21 protein-coding genes are annotated in these 25,812 nt (G+C 70.4%); all 21 read left to right on the top strand.

Translation table 11 applies throughout. The features are described 5' to 3' along the window. Positions 1-634 precede the first annotated feature (634 nt). Positions 635-1,636, top strand: coding sequence for a sigma-54 interaction domain-containing protein (locus ACXJLH_RS01940; protein ID WP_457442293.1), 1,002 nt, complete (start codon positions 635-637; stop codon positions 1,634-1,636). A 161-nt stretch (positions 1,637-1,797) separates the two neighbouring features. Next, positions 1,798-2,109, top strand: coding sequence for a DUF3467 domain-containing protein (locus ACXJLH_RS01935; protein WP_057299541.1), 312 nt, complete (start codon positions 1,798-1,800; stop codon positions 2,107-2,109). A gap of 1 nt (position 2,110) precedes the next feature. Further along, positions 2,111-2,701: a DUF4255 domain-containing protein gene (locus ACXJLH_RS01930; RefSeq protein ID WP_056197052.1), complete on the top strand. Its 591-nt coding sequence runs from the start codon at positions 2,111-2,113 to the stop codon at positions 2,699-2,701. Beyond that, positions 2,698-3,468 carry a hypothetical protein gene (locus tag ACXJLH_RS01925; protein ID WP_457442292.1) on the top strand — a complete coding sequence of 257 codons (771 nt, stop codon included), beginning with the start codon at positions 2,698-2,700 and terminating at the stop codon, positions 3,466-3,468. The genes ACXJLH_RS01930 and ACXJLH_RS01925 overlap by 4 nt, the downstream gene beginning before the upstream one ends. Before the next feature lie 31 nt (positions 3,469-3,499). Then, positions 3,500-5,368, top strand: a complete 1,869-nt coding sequence (locus tag ACXJLH_RS01920) for a phage tail sheath family protein (protein WP_457442291.1) — start codon at positions 3,500-3,502, stop codon at positions 5,366-5,368. A 20-nt stretch (positions 5,369-5,388) separates the two neighbouring features. Continuing rightward, complete coding sequence (locus ACXJLH_RS01915) at positions 5,389-5,832, top strand: phage tail protein (RefSeq protein WP_056197049.1); 444 nt, start codon at positions 5,389-5,391, stop codon at positions 5,830-5,832. Positions 5,833-5,845: 13 nt separating this feature from the next. Continuing rightward, the gene (locus tag ACXJLH_RS01910) at positions 5,846-7,339 is read left to right on the top strand and encodes a hypothetical protein (protein WP_457442290.1); all 1,494 of its coding nucleotides are present in this window, start codon (positions 5,846-5,848) and stop codon (positions 7,337-7,339) included. Continuing rightward, complete coding sequence (locus tag ACXJLH_RS01905) at positions 7,336-7,815, top strand: phage tail protein (protein WP_457442289.1); 480 nt, start codon at positions 7,336-7,338, stop codon at positions 7,813-7,815. The genes ACXJLH_RS01910 and ACXJLH_RS01905 overlap by 4 nt, the downstream gene beginning before the upstream one ends. Then, positions 7,812-8,747 carry a CIS tube protein gene (locus tag ACXJLH_RS01900; RefSeq protein WP_457442288.1) on the top strand — a complete coding sequence of 312 codons (936 nt, stop codon included), beginning with the start codon at positions 7,812-7,814 and terminating at the stop codon, positions 8,745-8,747. Before ACXJLH_RS01905 ends, ACXJLH_RS01900 begins: the two co-directional genes overlap by 4 nt. Positions 8,748-8,764: 17 nt before the next feature. Further along, positions 8,765-8,956: a hypothetical protein gene (locus tag ACXJLH_RS01895; protein ID WP_457442287.1), complete on the top strand. Its 192-nt coding sequence runs from the start codon at positions 8,765-8,767 to the stop codon at positions 8,954-8,956. A gap of 12 nt (positions 8,957-8,968) precedes the next feature. Continuing rightward, a complete protein-coding gene (locus ACXJLH_RS01890; RefSeq protein ID WP_457442286.1) occupies positions 8,969-10,063 on the top strand; it encodes a phage late control D family protein in 1,095 nt (364 codons plus the stop codon). Position 10,064: 1 nt separating this feature from the next. Beyond that, complete coding sequence (locus tag ACXJLH_RS01885) at positions 10,065-10,778, top strand: phage baseplate assembly protein V (RefSeq protein ID WP_457442285.1); 714 nt, start codon at positions 10,065-10,067, stop codon at positions 10,776-10,778. 18 nt (positions 10,779-10,796) lie between these two features. Then, positions 10,797-12,392 (top strand): hypothetical protein, encoded by a 1,596-nt coding sequence (locus tag ACXJLH_RS01880; protein WP_457442284.1) that lies wholly within the window; start codon positions 10,797-10,799, stop codon positions 12,390-12,392. A gap of 7 nt (positions 12,393-12,399) precedes the next feature. Further along, positions 12,400-12,804, top strand: a complete 405-nt coding sequence (locus ACXJLH_RS01875) for a GPW/gp25 family protein (RefSeq protein ID WP_457442283.1) — start codon at positions 12,400-12,402, stop codon at positions 12,802-12,804. Positions 12,805-12,986: 182 nt separating this feature from the next. After that, entirely contained in the window at positions 12,987-15,251 is a 2,265-nt protein-coding gene (locus ACXJLH_RS01870) for a putative baseplate assembly protein (protein WP_457442282.1), read from the top strand. Between the two features lie 2 nt (positions 15,252-15,253). Next, a complete protein-coding gene (locus ACXJLH_RS01865) occupies positions 15,254-17,803 on the top strand; it encodes a phage tail protein (RefSeq protein ID WP_457442281.1) in 2,550 nt (849 codons plus the stop codon). A gap of 30 nt (positions 17,804-17,833) precedes the next feature. Next, the gene (locus tag ACXJLH_RS01860; RefSeq protein WP_457442279.1) at positions 17,834-18,145 is read left to right on the top strand and encodes a hypothetical protein; all 312 of its coding nucleotides are present in this window, start codon (positions 17,834-17,836) and stop codon (positions 18,143-18,145) included. A gap of 8 nt (positions 18,146-18,153) precedes the next feature. Then, positions 18,154-18,369: a hypothetical protein gene (locus ACXJLH_RS01855; RefSeq protein ID WP_056197026.1), complete on the top strand. Its 216-nt coding sequence runs from the start codon at positions 18,154-18,156 to the stop codon at positions 18,367-18,369. Next, positions 18,366-19,283 (top strand): hypothetical protein, encoded by a 918-nt coding sequence (locus ACXJLH_RS01850; RefSeq protein WP_457391039.1) that lies wholly within the window; start codon positions 18,366-18,368, stop codon positions 19,281-19,283. Before ACXJLH_RS01855 ends, ACXJLH_RS01850 begins: the two co-directional genes overlap by 4 nt. Positions 19,284-19,295: 12 nt before the next feature. After that, on the top strand, positions 19,296-21,176 hold the full coding sequence (locus tag ACXJLH_RS01845; protein ID WP_457442277.1) for a hypothetical protein: 1,881 nt from the start codon (positions 19,296-19,298) through the stop codon (positions 21,174-21,176). 16 nt (positions 21,177-21,192) lie between these two features. After that, entirely contained in the window at positions 21,193-25,806 is a 4,614-nt protein-coding gene (locus ACXJLH_RS01840; RefSeq protein WP_457442276.1) for a hypothetical protein, read from the top strand. Positions 25,807-25,812: the final 6 nt, after the last annotated feature.

Below are 25,812 nucleotides of genomic sequence, written 5' to 3'. Positions count from 1 at the left end.
TGGAGTCAGCCGAAGCAGCACTGCGCGAGCAATCCATGACATCCTGTTCGTTCAGGGGCATGACATCGGCTCCCGTTGGGAGTCCAGTCTGTTCGGTTTGTTCGTTAGCCTCCGTGCGACAACGCACATAAGGAAATGGCGACATCTGCGCCTCTCGGTAGGTAGTTGCCCCCTTCATCGGCTGCTGAGCATGCCCACCGAGCTTGGATGCACACTCCTCATCGCCCCATCGCCACAAATATGTCTCATACCCATTGAGGATCTCTACGGCAGACATCCCACGATGAGAGATTGCGAATCCTCGCCTCAGCGCGGACTATGAAGTTCCTGATCAATCAATCGGTGTTGAACACCCTGCCCCGGCCGAGTCGGTATTTGTTGTCGCTGCCAGTTCCAGGCAGTATTTGTTGTCACCACGCGGCGTCAAGAAACACCCTCTCCTCCTTCAGAAGTTATTGATTCCAAAACGAAAGTTTTGACGACTGGGACAGGCAGATGTTTCGGACAGCTTTTCCGCGCGGTTAAGGATGACCTTGCTGGGTTGAGGCCGTACAACCTGCTTCGCTGCATCAAGCCCGGATCTGCAAGCCAACGCAGCATCGCCAGGCGGCGGGCAGCATAGGAAGGCGCAACCATGACTCCAGCAAGCGTGCCAAAGCAGTTGCCTGCTCGGGTGTCGGAAAACCGCCGGCCGGTGCAGCAACCGAAGGACGCCTTGGCCAGCATCGTCGGCCCCAGCGCCTCGCTCAGCGCATTGCGCATGCGGCTCCCGATGCTGGCGCGGTCCCAATGCAGCGTGCTGGTCACCGGCGAAACGGGCACGGGCAAGGACTGCGTGGCCCGCGCCCTGCACGAACTCGGCGAGCGCCGCAGCGGGCCCATGGTCAGCATCAATTGCGCGGCGCTGCCGGACACGCTGCTCGACAGCGAACTCTTCGGCTACGAGCGCGGCGCCTTCACCGGCGCCCATGCGGCTTATCCCGGCAAGATTTCGCTGGCCAGCGGCGGCACGCTCTTCCTCGACGAGATCGGGGACATGCCGCTGCATGCCCAGGCCAAGCTGCTGCGCGTGCTCGAGACGCGCGAAGTGTTTCCCATCGGCGCGCTGCGCAGCCGCCATGTGGACGTGCGCATCGTCGCGGCGACGCATTGCGCGCTGGAACAGGCCGTGCGCAGGGGCTCATTCCGGGCGGACCTGTTCTACCGGCTCAACGTGGCCCGCATCGAGTTGCTGCCACTGAGGCAGCGCCCCGAAGATGTGGCGCCCTTGTTCGAGCACTTCGCGGGTCAACTGGATGACGGCGGCAGCGCAGGCCCGGTGCGCGTGACGGCTTCGGCCATGCTGCTGATGCAGCAGCACGGCTGGCCGGGCAATGCCCGCGAACTGCGCAACCTGGTCGAGGCCGCCGGGCTGGTGTTCGACGGCCGGCCGCTGGAGCCCGATGAACTGCCACTGTCCGGCGCGGCGTCGTTGGTCAACGATGAATCGAGCCGCGTGATCGAAGCCCTCGAGCGTTGCGAATGGAACCGCACCCGAGCCGCCGAGATGTTGCACTGGTCCCGCATGACCCTGTATCGCAAGATGAAGCAGTTCCACATCGCGCCGGAGCCGGTCCGCAATGCACGTGCGCCGTAACACGCCGCTGTGACACCGCAAGTGCTTGATCCGCTGAGGTTTTCGTAGCGCAACGTCACATCGCTCATGTGACATCGTTCACGGCCGAACACGCAACTCCTTGATTCATAAGGGGCGGCGGCCACCGCCGAGCATGGCACGCCACTTGCGCAATACAGCGCATGAAGTCGCCAACCGACGTTCGACGTGACTGGGCCGCCGAGGGTTGCCCGGTCGCCGCCTCATCGGCCGGCTATCACTATGCCAACCAGTTCGAGGTCGGCTTCAGTCGCAGCGAAGTGCTGTTGCGCATGGCCCAGGCCTACGAGGGCGAGGCGCTGACGCATGGGATGCCCACGCGCGTGGTGATGACGCCGTCCTATGCCATGGCCCTGCTGCAGTTGCTGTCAGAAGCGATGCAGCGCTACGAGGCGGAGTACGGCCCGGTGGTCCCGGTCGGCAACGGCATCGTCGCGCAGGACTCCACGTTCTGACATGGCCAACGAATCCGCCCTCCTCTCCCTGGCCGAGTCGCTGGCCCGAAGGCTGGACAACGCCTGGACGCCCGAACTGCGCGCGCGGCATGGCGACATGAGCTTCCAGGCCATCGGCAGCGGTGGCCTGCTGGCGGACCTCAACGTGCAGGGCGCGGTGCTATCGGTCTGGCCCTATCGCGTCACTGTCAACGAGCAGATGCGCAACCTGAGTGCGAGCGATGCACGCCGCACACCGGGCCTGTCCAACCGGCCGTTGTCGCTGGACGTGCACCTGCTGCTGTCCATCTGGTCGGCCAACACCGCGCTGGAGCTGGCCGCGTTTGCCTGGGTGCTGCGCGAGCTGCACCGCGAGCCCATCCTCGACGCGTCCACGCTGTCCAGCAACGGCGGCTGGTCGGCCGAGGAGGTCGTGCAGCTGATCCCTGCCGAGATCACGGTGGAGGACATGATGCGCATCTGGGACGCCATCACGCCCAGCTACCGGCTGAGCGCGCCGTATGTGGCCCGCATCGTGCAGCTCGACGTCGAGGCGCCGGACGCCCTGCCCGTCGTGGCGCGGCGCTTCGACTATGGAGGCGTGCCGGCATGAGCGTGGTTTTCCACAGCATCGAGACCGACGTGCGCCGCGTCTGGGGCGCGCTGCGCTTCGTCGATGCCATGTCGGGCCACACCATCGACAGCCCGCTGCGCGTCGACCTGCCCGGCGCCCGGCTGCAGCGCAACCGCAGCGGTTTCTTCGTCGTCACGGCTCTGGACGATGCCGCCAATTTCGACGCCCGGCGCGACTATGAAAACGCCTTCGACCCCATCCCGCCCGCCCCGGCACTGTCACTGCCTGGCACGGTGAGCGACCCCGCCGGCCGCTATCTGCCGCGTCGTTTCACGTTGGCATTGCCCCGTTCGCCACTCCCAGCTGCACCGGCTGAAACGGCTCCGCTGTTCGAAGCCGCCACCATCACCCTCGACCCCACCACCGCCACCGCCCTCCTCCCCACCTGGGCCGCCCTGCGCCTGAGCGTGCGGCGCAACGGCGCGCCCGCGGCGCAGGCGGCCATCCGCGTGCACCGCAGCGGCAACGAGGCCGTGCTCGGTCGCGGCATGACGGACGTGCGCGGCGAGGCGCTGGTGGCCGTCGTCGGCGTGGCGCAGATCACGCCCGGCGCCGAGGAACTGGTGGTCGAGACCGAGATCGCCGTCGACATCGTCGTCAGCGCCGACACCACGCTGGCGCCCGGCGCCCTCGTCGACCCCGACCTGCTGGCCGACCGCCCCCTGGGCGCCGGTCTCTCTCGACTCATCGTGCCGCGCAACCTCGCCAGCGGCCGCATCGAAGTGATGAACCTGACGCTCCCCTGAGCCCTGCTTGACCGATTGAAGGAGGCACACCATGCCCGAATACCTCGCCCCAGGCGTGTACGTGGAAGAAACCAGCTTTCGAGCCAAGTCCATCGAAGGCGTGGGCACGAGCACCACGGCCTTCGCCGGCCCCACGCGCAAGGGCCCCATCGCCACGGCCGAGCTGCTGCCCGAGATCCTGACCAGCTTCGCCGACTTCGAGCGCATCTACGGCGGCACGGCCAATCTCGACCTGCAGGCCGACGCGATCAACTTCCTGGCGCATGCCGTGCGGGCCTATTTCAACGAGGGCGGTTCGCGGCTCTATGTGGCGCGCGTGTTCCTGGCGCGCGGCGCCAACGACTCCGGCCTGGCAAGCACGGCCGACCTGCGCCCCGCCGCCGTCGCGCCCGCGGTACTGGCGGCGGAGGACGACACCAACCGCATCCGCTTCGTCGCCCGCTTCCCGGGCGCCAGTGGCAACGGCGCCGTGCCCACCCGTGAGCAGCCCCAGCTGCGCGGCATCCAGACGCGGGAAATCATCGCGCCCGCCCCGCAGCGCGTGCTGGACAGCACGCCCCTGGGCTCGCTGGCCCGCAGCGGTGTGGCCGCGCCCCACAGCTACTTCGTCAAGCGTGCCGATGGCTGGCATGCGCTGACCGACGCCGGCGATGGTGCCGTCACCGCACCCGACGCTGCCGCCCAGGCCGCCATCGCCGCCGCCGGCAACCAGGCCCAGCGCGACGCCGCGGCAGCCTTGCTCGCCTCCGTCTCGCTGATCACGCTGGCCGTCATTGCGACCGACGCCGATGGCGGCAGCCTGGCCATCGACGACCTCGGCTACGACCGCGGTCACCCACGCTGGCTCGGCACCGTGATGCCGCCGCAACCCAACCGCCGCGTCGACCAGATCGAGAACCTCTACGCCGCCAACCTCGGCAGCGCCGTCAACGCCTTCCAGCTGCTCGCCGCCTTGTTCCCGACCGCCGCCAACGCCACCGGCCGCCGCGGCTCCTTCGCGTTGATCGGCGGCAACGACGGCGCCGAGCCCATGGACGCCAGCTACATCGGCGCCTTCGCCGCCCTGGCCAAACTCGACGACATCGCCATCGTCGCTGCCCCCGGCTCCAGCGCCTATGCCGCGCGCGACGCCATCCGCAACTCGCTGATCACCCACGCCGAAGGCCGGCGCATGTACCGCATCGCCGTGCTCGACACCAACACCGGCCTCAACGCCGGTGCCGCGCGCGAAGCCCGCGCCACCATCGACAGCAAATACGCCGCGATGTACTACCCCTGGGTCGTCATCGCCAACCCCAATGCCCGGCCGGGCCGCGACGACATCCCGCGCGAGATCGCCCTGCCGCCGTCGGGCTTCGTCTGCGGCATCTATGCGCGCAACGATATCGAGCGCGGCGTCTTCAAGGCACCGGCCAACGAGGTCGTGCGCGGCGCGCTGCGCTTCGAGCGTGATGTGAGCTTCGGCGAGCAGGAAGTGCTCAACCCGCTCGGCGTCAACTGCCTGCGCTACTTCCCGGGCCGCGGCTACCGCGTCTGGGGCGCGCGCACGGCCAGCAGCGACCCCGAATGGAAATACGTCAATGTGCGGCGTTACTTCAACTACCTGGAAGCCTCCATCGACCGCAGCACCCAGTGGGCCGTGTTCGAGCCCAATGGAGAGCGCCTGTGGGCCAACATCCGCGAAACCATCGCGCAGTTCCTCTACAACGAGTGGCGCAATGGCGCCCTGCTGGGCGGCAAGGCCGAGGAGGCCTATTTCGTGCGCTGCGACCGCTCGACGATGACGCAGAACGACCTGGACAACGGCCGCCTGGTCTGCCAGATCGGCGTCGCGGCGCTCAAGCCGGCCGAGTTCGTGATCTTCCGCATCGGCCAGAAGACCGCCGACTCGCGTGATTGACCAGCAGCAGGAGCACTTCCATGGCACGCAAAGTCCCCTACGGCGCCTTCAACTTCCTCGTCAACTTCGACGGCGCGGAAGCCTTCGGCGGCTTCTCCGACGTCTCCGGCCTCGGCTCGGAAATCACCGTGGCCGAGTACCGCTACGGCAACGACGCCGAGAACCATGTGCGCAAGATCCCCGGCGTCCACAAGGTCGGCGACGTGACGCTCAAGCGCGGCATCATCAGCTCCAAGTCCCTGTGGGACTGGGTGAAGGAGACCCGCACCACCGGCGTCAACGCGCAGAAGAACATCTCCATCACCCTGCTCGACGAGGCCCGCAACCCGGTGCAGGTCTGGCTGCTGCGCAACGCCATCCCGCTCAAGTACACCGGCCCGACGCTGGCGGCCAAGGGCGGCGGCGACGTCGCCATGGAAGAGCTGGTGCTGTCGTCTGAAGGCCTGGAGATCGAGGCCGCGTGAGCGGGCCGCTTCCATGTACGGACTGAGCTTCGAGTCGACCCGCCCTGTCGAGCGCCCGCATCCGGCCCGCGCCGACATCGCGCTGTTCGTGGGCTGGACGACGCGCCGCGCCGGCGTGGCGCTGCCGCGGACGGTGTCGGACTGGCTCAACGCCAGGGGCTTCAAGGACGCCGCCGTGCGCGAGACCCTGCTCGGCATGCCGGCGCCCATCGACACCTGGGACGCCTTCGACAACCTGTTCGACTGGCATGCCCGCGCCGTGCAGGGCCGCAGCGAACTCGCCGACGACTGGCTGGGCCTGGCGGTGCGCGACTTCTTCGCCAACGGCGGGCGCAAGGCCTATGTGCTCTGCCTGGGTCTGCCTTGGCCGCTGGGCTCGACACCCGCCGTGACGCTGTTCGACGCGCTGGACGTCGCCATGCAGCAGGCCTGGACGCTGGAGGACGTCAGCTTCGTACTGGCGCCTGACCTGCCCGAGCTGCACGCCAACCTGAACCAGCCTCCCATCCCCGGCGACCCAGGCGTGGCTGCCGTCGTGCCCGAAGTCTTTGTCGAATGCGGCACGTCCACCTTCGCCACACCGCCGACCAACGGCGTGCGGCAACTTGCGGCACCGCGGCTGTCCGACGCGGCCTTCGAGCTCTGGAACGTCAACGTGCTGAGGCTGCGCAACACGCTCGCGCGCCAGCGCCGCGATGTCATGCTGCTGGTCGCCGCGCCGCTGGCCGCACGCGACACCCAGGCCGCGCGCCAGCTCAGTGCTGCCATCACGCTGCAGACCAGCATGGTGGAGTGCGCCACGCCCTGGCTGCTGCCGCTGCGCGAGGTGCGCACGCCCGAAGGCCTGATCCCGCCCGACGGCGCGCTGGCCGGGCTGATCGCCGCCTCGGTACTCGCCAACGGCCCGGTGCGGCCGGCGGCGGGCCAGGCGCCCATGGGCGTGCTGGCCGTCGTGCCCCAGCCGCGCGACGAGGAGCTGCGCTCGCCCCCGCGCGGCCAGTTCGCCGGCTATCTGTCCAACCTCGACAGCCGCCGCAGCGGCTGGCCGCTGGCCGAGACCTTCGCCCTCTTCGGCCCCACGGCCAACGGCATCCGGCTGCTCAGCGACCCGTCGCTGAGTGCCGTGCGCGAATGGCGCAGCGCCGGCGTCGTGCGCCTGCTGGGCCAGTTGCTGCGCACGGCCCGCATGGTCGGCGCGACGCTCGTCTTCGAGACCTCCGGCGAAGCCCTGTGGGCGCGGGTGCGCAGCCGCTTCGAGGACATGCTGGCCAGCTACTGGCAGGCCGGCGCCCTGCGCGGCAGCACCGCGGCCGAAGCCTTCACGGTGCGCTGCGACCGCAGCGTGATGACCCAGAGCGATCTCGACGCCGGCCGTGTCATCGTGCTGGTGCAGTTCGCGCCCCAGGCCGCCATCGAGCACATCCGCATCGAACTCGCCCTGGCCGAGGACGGCAGCGTCAACTGGCAGGACGCCGAGCCGCTTGCCCACACGGCGGAGGCCGCATGAGCATTGACGCCACGGCCGCCCCAATCGGCGTGTTCAATTTCCACGTCGCCTTCAGCCGCGACCCGGTCGACGGCAGCGGCGGCGACGATGCCACGCTCTGCCAGGGCGCCTTCAGCGAGCTGACCGGACTGGAAGCCACCATGGAGCCGCGCAGCATCCGCGAAGGCGGCCGCAACTGGGGCAGCGTGCAGCGCCCCGGCGGCGTCAATTTCGCCACCGTCGTGCTCAAGCGCGGCATCACCCGCTCGCGCGACCTCTGGCAATGGTTCGAGCTCCTGGGCCAGGGGGGTTATGTGAACCGCCTCAAGGCCGAGATCGAGATCCGCAGCACGACTGGCGAGCGTGTCATGGGCTGGACGCTGCGCCGCGCCATGCCCGTCAAGTTCAAGGCCGCCGACCTCAACGCCCGCGGCACCGACGTGGGCGTGGAAGAGCTGCACATCGTCCACGAAGGACTGGAGCACTCGACATCATGACTGCTCCCAATGTCGTGAAGGCCAAGATCGTTCTGCAAAGGAATGGCCAGGACATCGACACCGTGGAGGTGCACTTCAACCCGGTGTCGCTGCAGGTGGAGATCACCAACTCCACCAGCCCGCAAAGCGGCAGCGGCAGCACCACGCAAACGGCCACGCAGTCCAGCGCCAAGCTCGGCCTGGATCTGCTGTTCGACACCACCCACACCGGCGAAGACGTGCGCACCATCACCCGCCGCCTGCGCGCCGCCGTGCGCTCGCCGGACGCCACCGGCACGCAAAGCGCCGAGTCCAGCGCCGCCTTCACGCCGCCCACGCTGCGCTTCGAATGGGGGACCTTCACCTTCACCGGCATCTCGGACAGCTATCGCGAGACGCTGGACTTCTTCTCACCCGAGGGCGTGCCGCTGCGCTCCAGCGTGGCCCTGGCCCTGAAGGAGCAGCCCAACGAGTTCAGCGCTCTGGAGCGCGACAACCCGTCTGCCGCCAACGCCTCGCGTGCGCGCAGCAGCGCCTTCGAAGTGGCGGGCGGGCTGGGTGGTGCTGCCGGCATCGCCGGCCTGGGTGGTGACCTGCGCGCCGCCCGCGCCATCGCCAGCATGAATGGCGAGGTCAGCCTGCGCTTCTCGGCCGGCGCGACGCTGGCCGTGGGCGCCAAGGTCGATCTCAAGGCGGCGGTTTCGTTTGCTGGCGGTGCGGGTGTCGGCGGCATTGGCGCAGGAATCGGCGCGGGTGCCGGCATTGGCCTCTCCGCCTCCGCGCCGACGCTGCGCTTCGACGCCGGCCGCCTTGCCCCGCCGCCAGCGGCCCAGCAACTCGCCACCGACGTCGGCGCCGGCTTCAGCATCGACGGCCGCGCCCTGCCCGCGGGTGCCGCCGGCCTGCGCGCCAACGTCGGCCAGGCCCCGCGCGCTCTGCGCTTCGACGACTGAGCAGGAGAAGAAAAGCCATGCCCGTCTTCATCGATGAATTCGTCGTCGACGTTCCGCCGCCGGAAACCACCGCCGGCCAGCAATCACGCGACGCCCAGGGTGCGGCCAACGCCACGCCCACGCCGGCCTGGACGCCCGAATTCGCCCACATGCTGGACCAGCAGCTCAGCGTCGCCATCGAGCGCCGCGCGCGCCAGCTGGCTGACTAGGACACACCGGTCATGCCTCCCGAAACCAGCGAACGCCCCGTCTCCTCGCGCACCGCCTACAGCGCGCGGCCGACGCTGCGCGTGGACGGTCAGGCCCTGCCCGCGCTGGACGATCTCGTGCGAACCTTCTCCGTCACCGAGGCCGAGGGCGGCATGAGCAGCCTGTCGCTCGGCATGGGCAACTGGGGCATGGTCGGCGGCAGCCTAGGCCTGGTGTTCGACGCCGGCGGACCCATCAAGCTCGGTGCCCGCGTGCAGCTCTATGCCGGCGAGACCGCCGGCCCCACCGAGATCTTCGACGGCCAGATCCACGCCATCGAAGCCAGCGGCTCCGTCGGCGCACCGCCGAGCCTGCTGGTGCTGGCCGAGGACAAGCTTTTCGCCGCCCGCATGAAGCGCCGCAGCAAGAGCCATGTGGATTCGAGCCTGGAAGACGTCGTGCGGGCCATTGCTGGCGACCACGGCCTCACCGTCGACGCCAGCGGCCTGCCCGGCGGCACTGGCCTGTGGGTGCAGTTGAACGAAAGCGACCTGTCCTTTTTGCGCCGCCTGCTGGGCCGTTGCGATTGCGAGATGCAGGTCGTCGGCAGCACGCTGCAGGTACGCAGCAGCGCCGACATGGACCGCGGCACGCTGGACCTGACGCTCTACAGCCAGCTGCAGGAGGTGCGCGTCATCGCCGACCTGTCCAGCCAGGTCACCGAGGTCATGGCGCGTGGCTTCGACCCGGCCGCCGGCAGCGACTTCACCAAGACCAGCACCGGCGCTCAACCCGGTCCGGGAAGCGGCCGCACGGGCGCCTCGCTGCTGACCGAGATCGGCATCGACCGCAGCGAAAACCTCGGCGCCCTGCCCTGCCGCAACGACACCGAAGCCCAGGCCCTCGCCGACGCCGCATTCGACCAGCGCGCCCGCCAGTTCGTGCGCCTGCACGGCCGCACCGAGGGCAATGCCGGCCTGCGCGTGGGCAGCCGCGTGAACCTGCACGGCGTCGGCCGGCGCTTCGACAACTGCTACGCCGTGGTCGAGGCGCGCCACCGCTTCGATCCGACGAGCGGCTATGTGACCGAGTTTGTCGCCCAGTCGGCCTTCATCGCCGACAACTGACATGGACCGCGCCCCCTTCACCTTCGCCCCCGCCGGCAACCCACCGGCCCTCGGCCCGGCCTGGCTGGGCGGCGGCGTCTTCATGGCCGACGTGACCGACATCAAGGACCCCGACAACCGTGGCCGCGTCAAGGTGCGCGTCCATGGCGTGGACGAGCAAAGCGGCGACGCCGAGATCTGGGCCATGCTGGTGGCTCCCTTCGCCGGCGACAACCGCGGCTCCTGGTGGGTGCCCGACGTCGGCGACCTCGTGGCCGTGGCCTTCGTGCAGGGCGACGCACGCATGCCCATCGTGCTGGGCGGCCTGTGGCATGGCGCCGCTTCGCCGCCCGAGAGCATGGACGGCGCTGGCAACAACTTCCTGAAGGTGCTGCGCTCGCGCAATGGCGTGAAGGTCACCCTCGACGACCAGGACGGCCAGGAAAAGCTCATCCTCGAAACCCCGGGCGGCCAGAAGCTGACGCTGAAGGACGGCCCCGGTTCCTGCGAGCTCGTCGACTCCAACGGCAACAGCATCAAGCTCGAGAGCAGCGGCATCACCGTCACCGCTTCGGCCACCGTCACCGTCAACGCGGCGACCGTCAAGGTCAGTGCCGGCATGGTGAATGTGGATGCTGGCATGTCCAAGTTCAGCGGCGTCGTCCAGTGCGACACGCTGATCACCAACGCCGTCGTGTCGTCGAGCTACACGCCCGGCGCGGGCAATATTTGGTGAACTGACATGGCAGCCGTCATGGACGTCCACCCCCACCACGCCGTCGCCGTGGGTGGGCCGTCGCGCCAGCACCCGCATGCGCCGGCCGTCCTTGTCGACATCGAGGCCGGTGATTTCGTCGCCGCACTCAGCGATGCCATCACGTCCACCGGCTGGCCCCGCTTCGGCTGGCCGGCCTCGCTACCCATCGCCCGCCTGCCCGACCAGGGCGCCCCGCGCGCGCTGTTCCAACCCATCCACCGGCGCTTCAACCTGGTGCTGTTCGACACGCACTGCGAAATCTTCGGCTCGCCGCGGCTGGACCCGAAGAAGATCGAATCCAGCGGGTTTGTCGTGCGCCGCTGGAGCGGGCCCGAGGACCTGAACGCGCAAGCCCTGGCCGACCCGCACAACTGGCAGGCCTGGCAGGCCGACGGATGGCGCACCCTGCCTAACGCCGCCGCCTTTGATGCGGACCCCGACCCTGCCCGCCGCCCTGCGCCACGCACCGGCAACCCCGGCGTCGATGCTCGCCTGGCCGCCCTGCGCGCCGTGCATCCGGCCGAGGCCGTGAACCCGCTGCACGCGCTGATGCCCGCGGTCTGCGACGCCGCCAAACGCAGCCTGCTCTACGGCGTCGTGCCCACCAGCGAGGCGCTACGCAAGCCGGCCGACGCCGCGGTGGACTACGCCGCCGCCCGCGCCCCGAGCTCCACCGCGCGCGACAGCTTCATCGCCCATCTGTCGCCCTATCTGTCCCGAGCCAGCATTCGCCCCTTGCCGAACCCACGCGGCGCCTTCGAGGCCACTTGGCTGGACGGCAATGAGCCCGTCGACGCCAGCGAACCTGACAGCGGCGACAGCGCCGCCATGCGTGAGCAGTTCGTCGCCTTTGTCCGCCAGCTCGCCTTGGAGTTCGACATCAACGGCCGCGGCACGGCCCTGCTGCTGCTGCTCGATGAATTGCTCATCGGCCGCAACGTGACCACCTTCGGCACCACGGAGCGCATCACCGCCGGAGCGTCCGGCTTCCTGCAAGCCTGCGTGCGCGTCGTCACGGACCTGGGCGCCAGCGCCGTTGACATCCCCGACGACTTCGGCCCCGTGCCCGCTGGCTGGCTGGACCGCTTCACCAACGCGGCACTGACCGTGCTCGAAGGCCGCGCCGCCGAGGTCCGCACGCTGGAGGGCCGCTTCGACGACGCCGAAGCCCTCTACGCCATCCGCGCCTTCGTGCGCGTGCACGGCGAGCCTGGCTGCCCGACCCGCCTGGTGTGGAGCGACATGACGCCGCTCTACCGCGTGGCCCCCTGGTTCGCCTCCACCGGCACGCCCCAGGCCCGCATCTCGCTGCCTGCTTTCGACCGCGCGTCCCTCGCCGCCATGAAGCCCAACGTCGCCTTCGACGTGCCGCCTGGACTGGCCAACCTGCTGATGCGCAACAAGCCCGAGGACTTCATGAAGAAGCCGAAGGCGGTCAGCGAGATCGGCATCGGCTGGCTGTGCTCCTTCTCGATTCCCATCATCACGATCTGCGCCTTCATCCTGCTCAACGTCGTGCTGTCCCTGCTCAACCTCGTGTTCTTCTGGTTGCCGCTGGTGAAGATCTGCCTGCCGGTGCCCAAGAAGAAATAAGCACACCATGGCCCGCAAGCTCGCCCCCGAACTTTCTCCGCCGATCGGCTTCCCGCTGCTCGGCCGGCCCGACGCCGACGGCCGCTGGGCCTGGCCGGGCCTGGCGCGCAGCGTGGCCGACGGCCTGCGCTGCGTGCTCGCCACGCGGCCCGGCGAGCTGCTGATGCACCCGGACTTCGGTGCCGGCGTGCAGGACTTCCTGAACCAGCCCAACAACCTCACCGTGCGCGCCCGGCTGCACGAGCGCATCACCGGTGCCATCGCCCGCCTGGAGCCGCGCGCCCAGGTGGAGCGAATCGACGTGGACGAGGACCCCGAAGACCCGCGCGTCGTCCACATCGCCGTGCACTACCGCTTGCGCCGCACCGGTGAGCCCCAGCGCATGGCGCTGGCCTTGACCTTGGGAAGCTGACATGAACGTGAGCCCCTCGCCCGCTCTGGCCCTGCTGCACGCGGGCCAGCCCAGTCGGCCCCCCGAGGGGGCGGCGATGCTTGCGGCATCGAGCCGCAAGCACATCGCCAACCGGGCCGGCTTGGGAGCGGCCCGGCGCTCGGCCCGCAAGTTCACTCTCGACCGCGGAATGGGTGACTGACATGCCGCTGCCCGTTCCCCTGCTGGACGACCGCCGCGCCGACGACCTCGTCGCCGACCTGCTCGCCCGCATCCCCGCGCACACGCCGGAGTGGACCGACCCACGCGTGGGCGACCCCGGCCGCACGCTGATCGAGCTCTTCGCCTTCCTCGGCGATGCCTTGCTCTACCGCGCCAACCAGGTTCCCGAGCTGCAGCGCCGCGTGTTCCTGAACCTGCTGGGCATGGGCCTCAAGCCCGCGCGGATGGCCCGCGGCCTGGTCACGCTGCGCCTGCCCGACGAGGCTCGTGAAGCGCTGGACCTGCGCGAGCGCGCCACCATCAACCGCCCTGTGCCCTTCGAGACGGCGCAGGAAATCAGCGTGGCGCCGGTCACCGGCGAGGCCTATCTGAAGCAACGCGTCACGGCCGATGACCACCCCGAGCTGGCCGACACCCTGGCACAGCTCGGCGCCCTCTACGGCGGCCGCACGCTCGACGCCTACCAGACCCAGCCGCTGTTCGCCGATGGCGCCGTGGACGCCGGCGTGGACATCGTGGCCGACAGCGTCGACGGCTGCCTGTGGATCGCCCTGCTGGCGCCCAAGCCGGCGCGCGGCGAATCCCTCATCACGCTGCGCCAGCGCTGCGTCCAGCAGCTGGCGCGCAACACGGCGGGTGCGGCGCGCCTGCTCAACATCGGCCTGGTGCCGGCGCTGACCGTGCCCGACGACCAGGAACTCGTCGGCGAGCGCGAGCGCATCGGCGTCAGCTGGGAGATCTCGGTCGGCGGTGCCCGTGCCACCGACTACCAGACGCTCGACCCTACAGGCAACGACAGCACCGACGGCCTGCGCCGCGCCGGCGTCGTGCGCGTGCTGATGCCCGGCCCCGAGCTGATCGGCGTCGGTGACTCGGCCCGCGGCATCGATGCCGTCTCCGGCGTCGACGACGAGCCGCCGCGCCTGGACGACCCCGACCGCGCCCAGCGCCTCGTCGCCTGGCTGCGCATGAAGCCTGCCGCCGGTGTGCAGCGCCTGCGCCTGAGCTGGGCCGGCCTGCACGCCGTGCAGATCGAACAGGGCGTGACGACCCAGGGCTTGGTGGTCGCGCAGACCTCCGGCCAGCCCGGCGAGGTCATCGCTCTGCCGCTGCGCAATGTGCAGCCCGACAGCCTGCAGCTCGAGATTGCCGAACCCGGCATGCAATACGCGGCCTGGACGCACGTCGACGACCTGGCGCTGGTGTCGCACCGCGCTGAGCTGGCCCGGGACGCCCGCGCCTACGAGCTGGATGCTGAATCCGGCCAGGTGCGCTTCGGCGACGGCATGCGCGGCCGCCTGCCGCCGCCGGGCTCGCGGGTGCGCATCGTCTCGGCCCGCTCCGGCGGCGGCCGCGCCGGCAATCTCGCGCCGGGCCTGCTGAAGGACATCGTCGCCACCACCATCAACGCCAGCGGCCTGCCCGGCACGGTGGTCAACAACCTCAAGCTGTCGCAGCCGGTGGCCACCCAGGGCGGCGAAGACGCCGAGGACGTGGATGCCGCCCAGCAGCGCATCCCGGCCATGCTGCGCCACCGCGAACGCGCGGTGACGGCCGACGACTACGCCAGCCTGGCCCGCGAGACGCCCGGCATGGACATTGGCCGCGTGGAAGTGCTGCCGCGCTTTGCGCCACGCACGCGGGCCTTCGGCATCCCCGGCGTCGTCGCCGTGATGGTGCTGCCGGGCACGGCCAGCGGCGAGGTCGGCACCGCGCCCAACCCGCGCGCCGACCGGCCGCTGATCGAGGCTGTCCACGCCTGGCTGGAGCCGCGGCGGCCGCTGGCGACCGAGCTGAACGTCATCGGCTGCGAATACCTGCCGCTGTCCGTCTCCATCGCCATCGGCCTGCGCGACGGCGCGCCGCGCGAGGAGACGCTGGCGGCTGTGCGCCTGGTGATCCGGCGGCTGTTGTGGCCACTCGCGCCGGGCGGTTTCGACGGCAATGGCTGGCCGCTGGGCCGCGCCCTGGCCGACCGTGAGCTGGAGGTCGAAGCCGCCCGCGTGCCAGGCGTGGCGACGGTGGCCGGCGTCAATCTCTTCACCGGCGGGCCGGGCGCCTGGGCTCTTGCCGGCCGCGACGCCAACGGCCTACAGCAGGTCGCCCTCGCGCCGTGGCAGCTGCCGGAGCTGATGCAGGTGCTGGTGGAAGTGGGCAATGCACCGGCTACCAGCCTGGCACCGGACTCGGCTTCCGGCAGCGGTGGCACTCGCGTCGCCGTGCCCGTCATCGTGGACCTCTGCTGATCATGGACGCCAACTCGCAACGCTTCTGGCTCTGGTCGCGACCGGCGGACTGGGCCTTGGAAGACGGCTGCGCCATCGCGCCGCGCGATGCAGTCCATGGCGGCGTGGAAGAAGTGCTGTCCCTGGCCTCGGAACTCGGCGTGCCGCCGATGCTTGACGGTGTCTCGCGCCTGGCCAGCGCCGAGACCCAGCTGGCCATGCTGCCGCTGCTGCGCGATCGCTTTGGCAGCTATGCCCGCTGGGACCCACGTCCTACGCCCGAAGGCCCGGGCGGCTCGCTGATGGGCTTTGGCGCCTTCCCCGGCGAGGTGCCGCGCTACGCCACCTCGGCGCCCGGCGCGCCCACGGCGATGGCCATTGATGCCGACGATCGCATCGTCTTTGCTTTCGCCGACCGCGTGGAACTCTTCGACCTGCGCGAGCGCCACGAGCCCGTGCGCCTGGAGCTGCCGCCGCTGTTCACGCCGCAAGCCGTCGCCTGCGATGCCCAGGGCGGGCGCTGGCTGCTCGACCGCAACAACCGCCGCCTGGCCGTGCTGGTCGGCACACCCTTCCCCGAGCGCGGCGACGTGGTGCGCGACGCCGGCACCTTCCGCCCGCAACCCGAAAACGCCGACGACGCGCGCCTCGAACTGCTTCCTGAGGCGCTGCTTGATGCCACTCTGCGCCCCGTCGCCCTGACTGCCAGCCCGCAAGGCCGGCTCGCGGTGATTTCCTGGGGGCCGGATGGCGAGCTGCATCTGAGCGTGTTCGACGGCTTGGAACGCAAGAGCGCCATTCTCGAAGGCGCAGCCTACGCACACGCCATCGCCTGGTTGGACGAGGCCGACATCGCCCTGCGCGTGTCCGATCTGGCCGAAGTGCTCGTCTACGCGGCCGATGGATCCGGGCAACAAAAGCCCCTCGGCCGCCGCTACCCGAGCGCCGACGCCGCACCCGGCGGCTTTGTCGCCTCACAGGACTGGCCGCCGCATCTGCCGCTGGTCCGCCCGCAGGATGTACCCGAGGCCGCGGAAAACGCGACGTTCAGCCGCGCCCTGGTGCCCCTGTCTTGGCGTGGCTTTGCAGCCAGCGGCACCGCGCAGGGCCGCACGGTGGACACGCAATCCCTCGATCTGGTCTGGCACCGCCTCTATGTCGAGGCCGTCATCCCGCCCGGCTGCGGCGTGCTTGTGGAGCTGCGCGCCTCCGACGAAGACACGTTCAGCGGCACCTGGTGGCCGCACTGGTTCGGCGACGCCAGCGCGCTGCAGGCCGATCTGCCCACGGGCACGCCCCGCGCCGCCTGGCTGGCCTGCCCGAGCGAGCTGCCCCATCACGCCAGCCTGCTCGGCTGCGCGCCGCAGGCGAACCGCGTCGGCCTGTTCGGCGCCTTGGTGCAGCGCGCCGGCATGCAGCTGCGCGAGCTGCGCGGCCGCCGCCTGCAATTGCGTGTGACGCTCTATGGCAACGGCCGCGCCACGCCGCATGTGGCGGCCGTGCGCGTCTGGGGCGACCGCTTCTCCTATCTGCGTCGCTATCTGCCCGAGCTCTACCGGGACGATCCCGTCTTCGACCGCACCGCCAGCGGCGACGCCACGCGCCACGACTTCCTGGAGCGCTTCATCGGCCTGTTCGAAAGCGTGCTGACGCCGATGGAAGACCAGATCGCCGACGCCCGCGTTTTGACGGCGCCCGCGAGCACTCCACCCGATGCGCTGGACTGGCTGGCCCGCTGGACCGGCGAGCGCTTTCCATCCCGCCTGCCCACCGCACAGAAGCGCGCCTGGCTGGCCAACGCGCCGCTGCTGCGCCGCCTGCGCGGCACGCGTGGCGGCCTGGCATTGGCCCTGGACATCGCCACGGATGGCGCCGTGAGCCTGGGCCGCGTCATCGTGCTGGAGGACTTCCGCCTGCGCCGCACCCTAGCCACGCTGCTGGGTATCGACCTGGAGCGCAGCGACGACCCGCTGCTGCCCGGCCTCGTCGTCTCCGGCAATTCCTTCGTCGGCGACACGTTGACGCTGGGCGATGCCGACGACGCCCAGGCCCGCCACGAGTTCCTGGCCCTGTTCGGCGAGGAGATTGATTCCGAAGCCGAGCGCGAGACCGTCGCCAGCGTCTACGAGCGCACCGCCCACCGCGCCACCATCCTTGTGCACGAGGGGCTGGACGAAGAGCTGATCGCCATGGTGCGCAACCTGGCCGAGGAGATCGCGCCGGCCCATGTCCTCGTCAAGGTGATGGCCGCGCGCGAGCCCTTCATGGTCGGCATCGCCTCTCTTGTCGGCGTGGACAGCTATCTGCGCGCGCCGGTGCCGCTGGAGGTGGCGCGCATCAGTCGCAGCGGTATCGGCCGCGGCGACCGCATCACCGGTGGCGGTGCGCTGGACTGGCGGCTGGACGACAGCGCCGGCCTGGTCGCCTTTGACGGAGCACCACGCGCCCATCTGGACGCCGCTGCCATCGGCAGCCCGGGCGGCAATCTGCTGCTCGACGGCCGCCGCTCCGAACCCCCGCCCGACGGCGTGATCGCGCGCTGGCGCTTCACGCGACTTTCTGCCCCCGAATAACCCAGCCTCAACCTCCCAAGGAGTGCCACCATGGCCAAGCTCGAAATCAACGTTCCCTTCGAAACCGACCAGCCAACCGTCGTCGTCGAGGTCGACCCGAGGAGCCCGCTGGCCCGTGGCCGGCACAAGTTCCAGCTGGAGGTCATCGACGACTCGGGCAATGTGTCGCTGCCAGACGTGGTCGACATCATCGTGGCCGACCGCGAGCGCCCGACCGCCGTGCTGGCCGGCCCGCAGGTCGCCGACCTCGGCAAGAACTTCGAGCTCAATGGCTCCAAGTCCTTCGACATCGGTGGCGTCATCAAGAGCTACCGCTACACCTATCTCGGCCCGGTGCGGTGAGACCCGCCATGGCCGTGCTGCCTGTCGGCAAGCCACTGGAGCAGGAGAAACCGGTGCTGCTGGTCGAGAACAAGCTCGCGGCCGGCAAGCACCGCTTCACCCTCGTCGTCATCAACGACCAGGGCGTGGAGAGCGAGCCGGTGTCGCTGGACGTGAGCGTGGAAACCGGCCTGATCGTGCCGCGGCGCCCGGTGACGCCGATTGACAGAGGACTGATCCCATGAATGCCCTCGATGAGGTCGATGCCCTGGAAGCCGCCGATCGCCTGGACCGACCCGACCGCCCCTTCTACGACACCGGCGTGCTGCTGGGCAGCGACGACTTCCGCGACGAGCAGACCTACCACCGCTCCCGCCTGGCCCGCGCCCTGGCCTATCTGGCCGGCGCCGGCACGCTGATCGGTCTCAAGGCCGAGGCGGTCGCCAACGAAGCAGGCACAGAGCACGAGCTCAAGGTCGGCGCCGGCCTGGCCATCGACCGCCTGGGCCGCCTTATCGAAGTACCGCGCTCCTGGTGCGTGCGCCTTGAGCCCTGGTTCCTGGCGCAGCCGGCCGACGCCATACGCGCCGCCCATGGCGCGCAGGGCGTGGTGGCGGATCTCTTCGTGCGCTTCACGCCCCAGGCCCGCGGCCGCACGCCCAGCTTTGCCCAGGGCGCCTTCGACGCGACGGACGCCCTGGTGCCCAATCGCGTGCGCGATGCCTTCCGCTTCGAGCTGGTGCTTCGGCCGGATGCGAAGGGCGCACCGACCACCGACTTCCTGCCCCGCTCGCGCTTCGACGAGACACGCACGCTCGCCGATCCATCCAAGCGCCCCGACGACCTGCACCGTGCCCTGCTCGATGGCTGGGACGATGAGAGGAACCCGCACGCGCGAGATCTTGCTCGGCCCGACGGCGAGGCCTTGTCGCCGCTGCCCGAGCATGGCGAGACGACCGACGACACGGCCTCGCTCGTCGACCCCGTCTCGATCTTCCTCGCACGGTTGGTGGTCCCAACCGCCGAACTTCCCGCGGACGTGCCCGCCGGCTCGCGCCCCACGCCCGACTTCGCCGCGCTCGCCACCGCCGGCATCGACAACCTCAGTCGCCGCTTCGTCTACCCAGCCGACGCGCTGGCCGCCGTCTTCGGCATTTGATTGGAGACCGCCATGGCCATCCAGAAAGCCCCCCAGGTCTCATTCGGTGCCGCCAGTGGCACCCAGCGCACCGTCGTCAGCGTGGACACCGCCCGCGCTCTGCGCGAGGCCAACCTGATGGTGGAGGAGTCGCACCGCGTGCGGCCGCGCTGGTTTGACGGCAAGTTCCTGGCCGCGCGCGACCTGACTCGCGAGCAGTCCTATTTCCTGGCCCGCCAGGCCGGTTTCGCGCGCGCCCTGGGCGCGGGCGTGGTCGAGGGGCTGGAGGTCTCCCAGGGCAGCGTGGCGACCGAGCTGCAGGTCAGCCCGGGCTTTGGCTACACGACGGCCGGCGAGCTGGTCGCGCTGACCGGACCGGTGCGGGTGTCGCTGGCCCAGCTCTTCCAGCTGCAGACGCTGGCCCAGCAGCTCAGCGGCAAGAAGAAGCTGCTCATCCCGCCGCTGCGCAATCGCACCGGCATCTTCGTGCTGGGCCTGCGCGCGCTGGAGTTCAGCGCCAACCCGGTCTCCAGCTACCCGACCGGCCTCGACGCCGAACGCACCGTCGAACCGGGCGACATCGTCGAGGCCAGCGCGCTGACGCTGCATTACGTGGCCGACGCGCCCGGCGACCGCGCCGACGCCCTGCGCGGTGAACTGGCGCGCGAGGTCTTCGTGCAGCAGGCCGGCCCCAGCCTGCCGGCCGAGACCCTGGCCTTGGCACTCGTCGCTCTGACCGGCGACACGGTGCGCTGGATCGACGTCCACCTCGCCCGCCGCACCGCCGGCCAGTCGCACGCCGACGTGCTCGGCTTCGGCTTTGCGCCGCGCCTGCTGCGCGAGGCCCACCTGGCCCAGTACCAGGCGCAGCTGGACGACGTCATGAAGCGGCCCCTGGGCGGACGGCCCAGCGCCGCCCAGTTCTTCTCCGCCCTGCCGGCCGCGGGACCCCTGCCAGCCGCGGCCGTCAACACGGCGGACTTCAGCCAGAGCTGGCTGCCCGCCGGCATCGCTGCTGAGCTGACGTTGGTGCCGCAGGACGAGATCGCCATGCTGGTCGAGGAGTCGCTGACCCTGCCGCCCATCGACCTGCAACTGGCCGCCCAGGCCCAGGCCTCGACCTTCGTCAGCATCCTCGTGCCCGTGCCCCGCGAGGCCCTGGCGCAACGGGCGCGCGAGTTGCAGCAGCGACTCACGCGCGCCCTGGTCGTACCTGCCACGCGGCTGGCCCTCAGGCGTTCACCGGCGGAGTCGCTGCGCCTGCTAGAGAACACGCGACTGGTGAAGACCGGGCTGTTCCCGCCGCCGGCCATCACCGACCCCGTCGACACCGCCTGGGCCAGCCTCGTCAACGCCCAGACCACCCTCTGGTATGCCCGGCGGCGCAATGTGTCGCTACGCCCCGAGGTGGAAGGCGTGGCCGTCGCCGTCATCAACGAAGGCCCCAACCCCGACAACATCATCCGCGAGCGTTTCAAGGCATTGGGTGAAACGGAACGCGTGGACAAGCTGCTCGCCCGCTCCGACTCGCTGGCGCGCGCCGAGGCGGTCAAGCTGCTGTCCGCCACCAAGTTCTCAGAGCCGCTGATGGCTCACGCCGCGCTGGCGCAGTTGGAGGCGCACAAGACCATGGACGAAGCCGCAGTAGCCGAGGTCGCCACGGCGCTGAACACACCGGGCGTGGCCGACGGCCTGGCCAAGCTGGCCGCCCAGCGCCCCGACCTGCTGGAAGACAAGGAGGCCCTGCACAAGCTCGCCGGCAGCGAACAGCTGCTCGACATGGGCCGCACGCTTTCGCGCAGCAGCGGCCAGGAGGCGCAGCGCCTGTCGGCCGACATCAAAGTGCCGGCGCGCGGCAAGGCCAATCTCGACAAGGTGCTGGCAGCGCGCTTCATGCCTGCCAAGCCGCGTTGAACCGGAGCCCATCACCATGGCCAGCGACCGCAGCACCCCCGCCCTGGACGGCGCGCGCATCGTCGCGCTGAAGGTCACGCCGCCGGCCGGCACCGGCCAAGGGCAGCGACTTGCCCTGGGCTCCGGCGAGATCGCCGTGGCCGTGCAGCCCCGCCTGTCCAGCCGCACCGCGCCCGATGGCGAGCGGCGCATGAACGCCTTCGCCGGCCGTGCCCTGACCGCGCCGCTGCTGGAGGCCGAGCAGAACCAGCGGGCGCGCCGCATCGCCCTGCTCAATCGCGCCCTCAGCGCCGGCGTGGTCGAGGGCCTGGCCCTGGCTTTCGATGACGACGCCATCGCGCCCATCGCCAGCGCCGCCGCGCCGCCGCCCGAGGGTGGGCTGGATCTCGACAGCGCGCGCCGGGTCACCATCGAGCCCGGCATGGCGCTCAGTGCAGGCGGCGAGGAGGTCATCGTCCCCGCGGCCTTCTCCTTCGACCTGCTGGACCTGCCGGTCGTCGCACCGCCCTGGCTGCTGTCCAATGCCGACCCGGCGCCCGCCATGCCGGCAGACGCCGACGGCAGCGTGCTGTTCGCCCGCGCCACCGGCCGCAGCCTGCGCACCCTGCTGGCCGCCGGGCGGCCGCTGCCGCAGGTGGGCATCGTCGTGCTGGAACCCATCGAGCACCGCGTCGTTCAAGGCGCCGATCCCTTCGACCAGTGCGAGCGCGACCTGGACGCCGAAGCCTTCGAGGATCAGGTGCGCCAGGACGCTACGCGCCCCGTCTTCTATGCCTGGCCCGACGAATGGCTGCCCCTGCCCGCGCCTGGCAACACCTGGCGCAATGCGCTGGCCTATGCCGTCTTCGCCCGCGAGGCCCAGCTGGGCAACAGCCAGAGCATGCCCTGGCATGCCAGCGGCGTGCCGCTGGCGCTGGTGGCCGTCAACACCGCCTGGCAGCCGCTGTTCGCCGATCGCGCTGCCGTCGCCCGCCTGGGTGGCCGGCCGCGCACCGAGGCCAATGCCAGGCTCGGCGCCGGCACGCGCTTCCTGTGGCAGGCGCGCATCGACCAATTCACCGAACACCTGACCGAAGCCGCCGCAGCGGGGGATGACACGGTGGCCCTGGGCGACCAGATGCTGACGCTGCCGCCCGCGGGCCTGCTGCCGCGCGACGCCGTCAACGCCCGCGCCGCCCGGCAGGTCTTCTTCCCGTCGACGCTGGACGTCGCAGCCCTGCCCGTGCCCATCGAGCAGCTGGACCTGGTGCTGGAAGCCGCGGCCGGCCTCTCGCCCATCGACCTCGCCGTGCGCGACAGCGTCTGCGTCTACGTGCCGGTGCCACAGACGCTGTTCGACCCCCAACTGCTGCTGACCGAAGTGGCCGACGCCGATCACAAGATCGCCGACGCCATCGAGCGCCATGTGGACGACCGCGCCGACTGGCTGCGCCGCCGCCAGCGCCAGCGGCTGCAACGCGAGGCGTTGACGATGGCCGCGGAAGGCCCCGACAACACCGACACCGTGCCCGACCCGCAAGACGACCCGCTGCGCGTCGAGGACGAACGCCTGCTGCCCCTGCTGCCCGCACCGGCCGGCCTGCTGCATCGCTCTGCCAATGTGCGCGGCCTGCACCAGCATTTCCTGGACCACGCCACCGAGACCCTGGCCGTGCGCCCTGGCGATGTGCTGTTCGTCTGGGTGCAGCTGGACCGCGAGTTCCCGCCGCGCACGCTGATGCTGCAATGGCAGATCGCCAACAGCTGGGAGCACCGCGCCTACTGGGGCGAGAACCTGATCGGCTGGGGCTTGGACGGCACGCCGTCGCGCCTGCAGCAGTCCACTGACCAGCCGCCCATGGTGCCCACGCCGGGCCGTTGGCATCGCCTCGAAATTCCTGCCGCGGCGCTGGCGCTGGAAGACACCACCGTCAGCGGCGTGGCCTTCACACTCTACGACGGCCAGGCCCTGTTCGGGCCTGTCGGCGTGCTGCGAGACAACGCGGAGACCGTCTGGCTCGACCCGAAGACACGGGACTCGGGAACCTTGCGCGGCGAAGGCGAGTCCTGGGACTTCGTCGCCGCCGCAGATGCCGACACGGCCTTCGAGAGCGCGTACGACACCAGCGCGAACGCCAACGGCGAGCGCGAGTCCACCGAGCTGGCCACGCTGGTGGCCGACCCGCTGATCGCCGGCCGCAAGCTTGCCCCCATCACCGGCGACGACAGCAAGCTCGACCCCACCGAAGCAGACGCCACCAAGCGTGGCTTCCAGACCCTGGCCGCCCTGATCCAGGCCAATGGTCTGCGCCAGACCGTGGCCGATCTGTCTGGCCGCATCGACGAGGCGGACGACGCCGTCAACCTTGGTTATCTGCGCGTGCAGACCGACATGTACCGGCTGCGCCAGACGGTGCTCAAGCAGTCCCAGGCCAGCCGCTTCGCCGTCTCGCCCGCGCTGACCCAGATCGCCGACCTCGACAACGCCAGCGCCACGCGCGAGCAGCTCTCCGACTTCTATGGCACGGTCAAGAGCGAGGCCCAGCTGAAGCGCCCGGATGGTGCGACCGCGCCGCCGATCTTCCCCATCCGCACGCGCACCGGCGGCGTTGCGCCGGTACCCATGCCGCGCGGCATCGCCCGGGTGGGCGCGGGCGTCGCCGAAAGCGCGGCGGCGCTGATTGTGACCAGCAATGTGGGCATCGGCAGGAGCGTCGGCGGCTTCATGACACCCGCGCCATCGCCGATCCGGGCCATCGAAACGCCCATCTCGGCCTTTACGCCCGTAGCGCCGCGCATCGGCGGCGTCATTGGTGGCGGAAGCATTGGCGGCATCATCGGCGGCCAGGTCGCGCTCGACCCGCGCATCAATCTGGCGGGCCTGGTGCCGCTGGCCCCCGTGGCCACAGCGCCGCCGCCCAGCACCAAGGTCACCGACTCCTCGGCGTTGACCGGCAAGGCGGAGATCCGCACCACCTCCATCGCCTCACGGCTGGAGCGCCCGCGGGCCATCGAGGCCAAGGACTTCACCGTGGCCACGCGGCTCGAAGTCATCAGCAAGCTCGCGGCGCTTGGCCTGGACCTGGACGAACTGGAGGTGCCCGGCATCGCGCAGAAGCAGACCGTCAACGGCGTGGTCAAGGAGTTCGACCCCGGCGGCCAGCCGCTGCGCGCCACGCCGATCAAGCTCGGAGCCCTGCGCATCCGTTTTGCCGACATCAGCTTCGACCCCGACCCGGAAGACAAGGCCCGGGATGAGTCGGCCTACTTCCTCGGCGGCGTCGACCTGTCGGACCACACCATCGCCGTGCTGCGCGCCGCCGAAGGCATCGTGCGCAAGTACCGCGACGCGCTGGCGCGCTGCCAGAAGTCGCTGGCGGCCATCGACGTGAGCCTGGGCGGGCTCGCCTCACGCCTGGCCCTGGTCGATCGCGAACTGGCCGAGTCGCGCCAGGACGTCGCCACTGCCCGCGCGCTGCTTGCCGAAGACCAGCAGCGCGCGGCCGCGCTCAACGCCTCGCGCGACGCCATCATTGCCGAGCACGTGAAGTTCCTCGCCTTCGCGCGAGCCCGCATCGGCAGCCGCACGGTGGCCCTGCCGTCGCGCCTGCTCGATTCGGCCCTGGAGCCCGACGCCGTGCCCGCCTGCCTGGCCGACCACGACGACCCGCCCGGCGACGTGGCCGCCATGATCGGCATCGTGCGGCAGGCGCCCGTCGACTGGTTCCCGGCCATGCGTGCCCACCTGAGCCTGCTCGACACCCACTTCGTCGCCGACCGCGTGCTCACCGCCCTGCCGCTCACGGCCACGGCCATCACCAGCAGCAGCTTCAGCGCCCTGACCCTGCTCAACGGCCTGGCTGGCAGCGCCAGCCAGCAGGTCGCCTTCAATGCCGTGCGCGCCCAGGCAGAAAGCGTCAGCCTGGCCCGCAGTGAAGCGCTCCCCTTCGCCGCGGTGGCCCTGTCGTCGGCCAGCCTGGGGCTGGTGGGCAAGATCGACCTCATCGCCAGGAGCGCGTCGCTCGCCGACCTGGCCGCCAGCAATGCCGAGCGCAACCTGCTGAACCGCCGCGTGACGGAAGAGCTCGCGCGCATTGCCCAGGTGGCCACCTGCCTGCACGCCCGCCTGTCCACGGTACGCGCCGGCATCCGCCTGGACTGGGCCGAGCGCTTCAGCCAGTTCGACACGGTGGGCGACCTGGGCGATCTGTCGACGCTGCCGCACTTTGCCGAGCTGGAACGCGACGACCGCGAGGACATCCGCGACCTGGCCTCCTGGCTGCGCCGGCGCGCCAACGCCAACCAGCCGCGCGCGGTGGCCCTCATGGCGGCCCTGGTGCGCGTCTGCCTGTTGGCCGCCAGCCACAGCCCGGCGGGCCAGCTGCTGACCGGCCGGCTGGCGCGGCCGATTCCCATCCACCCGGGCGTGCGCTTCGAGGTCCAGCCCTCGCTGCCCGACCGGCTGCGTGTGGGCATGAAGGTGCAGCTGATGGACCCGGTGCTGGATGCCTCCCACGGCGTGGCCCGTATCGCCGCCCATGCCGTGGTGGCCGACATCGTGGGTGGCATCGCCCATGTCAGCGTGACCCAGACCGTGCAGGCCGGCTTCACGCCGAGCGCGCGGTCCACCGTGAACTTCCTGCTGGGTTGATGAAGC

Source organism: Roseateles sp. P5_E4 (assembly GCF_054049255.1).
This window is presented reverse-complemented; position numbering and strand designations above follow the sequence as displayed.

Excerpts from the sequence above, each read along its gene's own strand:
- ACXJLH_RS01895 (WP_457442287.1), top strand. The coding sequence starts at position 8,765 with ATGCCCGTCTTCATCGATGAATTCGTCGTCGACGTTCCGCCGCCGGAA.
- ACXJLH_RS01840 (WP_457442276.1), top strand. The coding sequence starts at position 21,193 with ATGGCCAGCGACCGCAGCACCCCCGCCCTGGACGGCGCGCGCATCGTC.
- ACXJLH_RS01925 (WP_457442292.1), top strand. The coding sequence starts at position 2,698 with ATGAGCGTGGTTTTCCACAGCATCGAGACCGACGTGCGCCGCGTCTGG.
- ACXJLH_RS01885 (WP_457442285.1), top strand. The coding sequence starts at position 10,065 with ATGGACCGCGCCCCCTTCACCTTCGCCCCCGCCGGCAACCCACCGGCC.
- ACXJLH_RS01890 (WP_457442286.1), top strand. The coding sequence starts at position 8,969 with ATGCCTCCCGAAACCAGCGAACGCCCCGTCTCCTCGCGCACCGCCTAC.
- ACXJLH_RS01865 (WP_457442281.1), top strand. The coding sequence starts at position 15,254 with ATGGACGCCAACTCGCAACGCTTCTGGCTCTGGTCGCGACCGGCGGAC.
- ACXJLH_RS01850 (WP_457391039.1), top strand. The coding sequence starts at position 18,366 with ATGAATGCCCTCGATGAGGTCGATGCCCTGGAAGCCGCCGATCGCCTG.
- ACXJLH_RS01920 (WP_457442291.1), top strand. The coding sequence starts at position 3,500 with ATGCCCGAATACCTCGCCCCAGGCGTGTACGTGGAAGAAACCAGCTTT.
- ACXJLH_RS01860 (WP_457442279.1), top strand. The coding sequence starts at position 17,834 with ATGGCCAAGCTCGAAATCAACGTTCCCTTCGAAACCGACCAGCCAACC.
- ACXJLH_RS01880 (WP_457442284.1), top strand. The coding sequence starts at position 10,797 with ATGGACGTCCACCCCCACCACGCCGTCGCCGTGGGTGGGCCGTCGCGC.
- ACXJLH_RS01855 (WP_056197026.1), top strand. The coding sequence starts at position 18,154 with ATGGCCGTGCTGCCTGTCGGCAAGCCACTGGAGCAGGAGAAACCGGTG.
- ACXJLH_RS01915 (WP_056197049.1), top strand. The coding sequence starts at position 5,389 with ATGGCACGCAAAGTCCCCTACGGCGCCTTCAACTTCCTCGTCAACTTC.
- ACXJLH_RS01900 (WP_457442288.1), top strand. The coding sequence starts at position 7,812 with ATGACTGCTCCCAATGTCGTGAAGGCCAAGATCGTTCTGCAAAGGAAT.
- ACXJLH_RS01910 (WP_457442290.1), top strand. The coding sequence starts at position 5,846 with ATGTACGGACTGAGCTTCGAGTCGACCCGCCCTGTCGAGCGCCCGCAT.
- ACXJLH_RS01875 (WP_457442283.1), top strand. The coding sequence starts at position 12,400 with ATGGCCCGCAAGCTCGCCCCCGAACTTTCTCCGCCGATCGGCTTCCCG.
- ACXJLH_RS01940 (WP_457442293.1), top strand. The coding sequence starts at position 635 with ATGACTCCAGCAAGCGTGCCAAAGCAGTTGCCTGCTCGGGTGTCGGAA.
- ACXJLH_RS01930 (WP_056197052.1), top strand. The coding sequence starts at position 2,111 with ATGGCCAACGAATCCGCCCTCCTCTCCCTGGCCGAGTCGCTGGCCCGA.
- ACXJLH_RS01905 (WP_457442289.1), top strand. The coding sequence starts at position 7,336 with ATGAGCATTGACGCCACGGCCGCCCCAATCGGCGTGTTCAATTTCCAC.
- ACXJLH_RS01935 (WP_057299541.1), top strand. The coding sequence starts at position 1,798 with ATGAAGTCGCCAACCGACGTTCGACGTGACTGGGCCGCCGAGGGTTGC.
- ACXJLH_RS01845 (WP_457442277.1), top strand. The coding sequence starts at position 19,296 with ATGGCCATCCAGAAAGCCCCCCAGGTCTCATTCGGTGCCGCCAGTGGC.
- ACXJLH_RS01870 (WP_457442282.1), top strand. The coding sequence starts at position 12,987 with ATGCCGCTGCCCGTTCCCCTGCTGGACGACCGCCGCGCCGACGACCTC.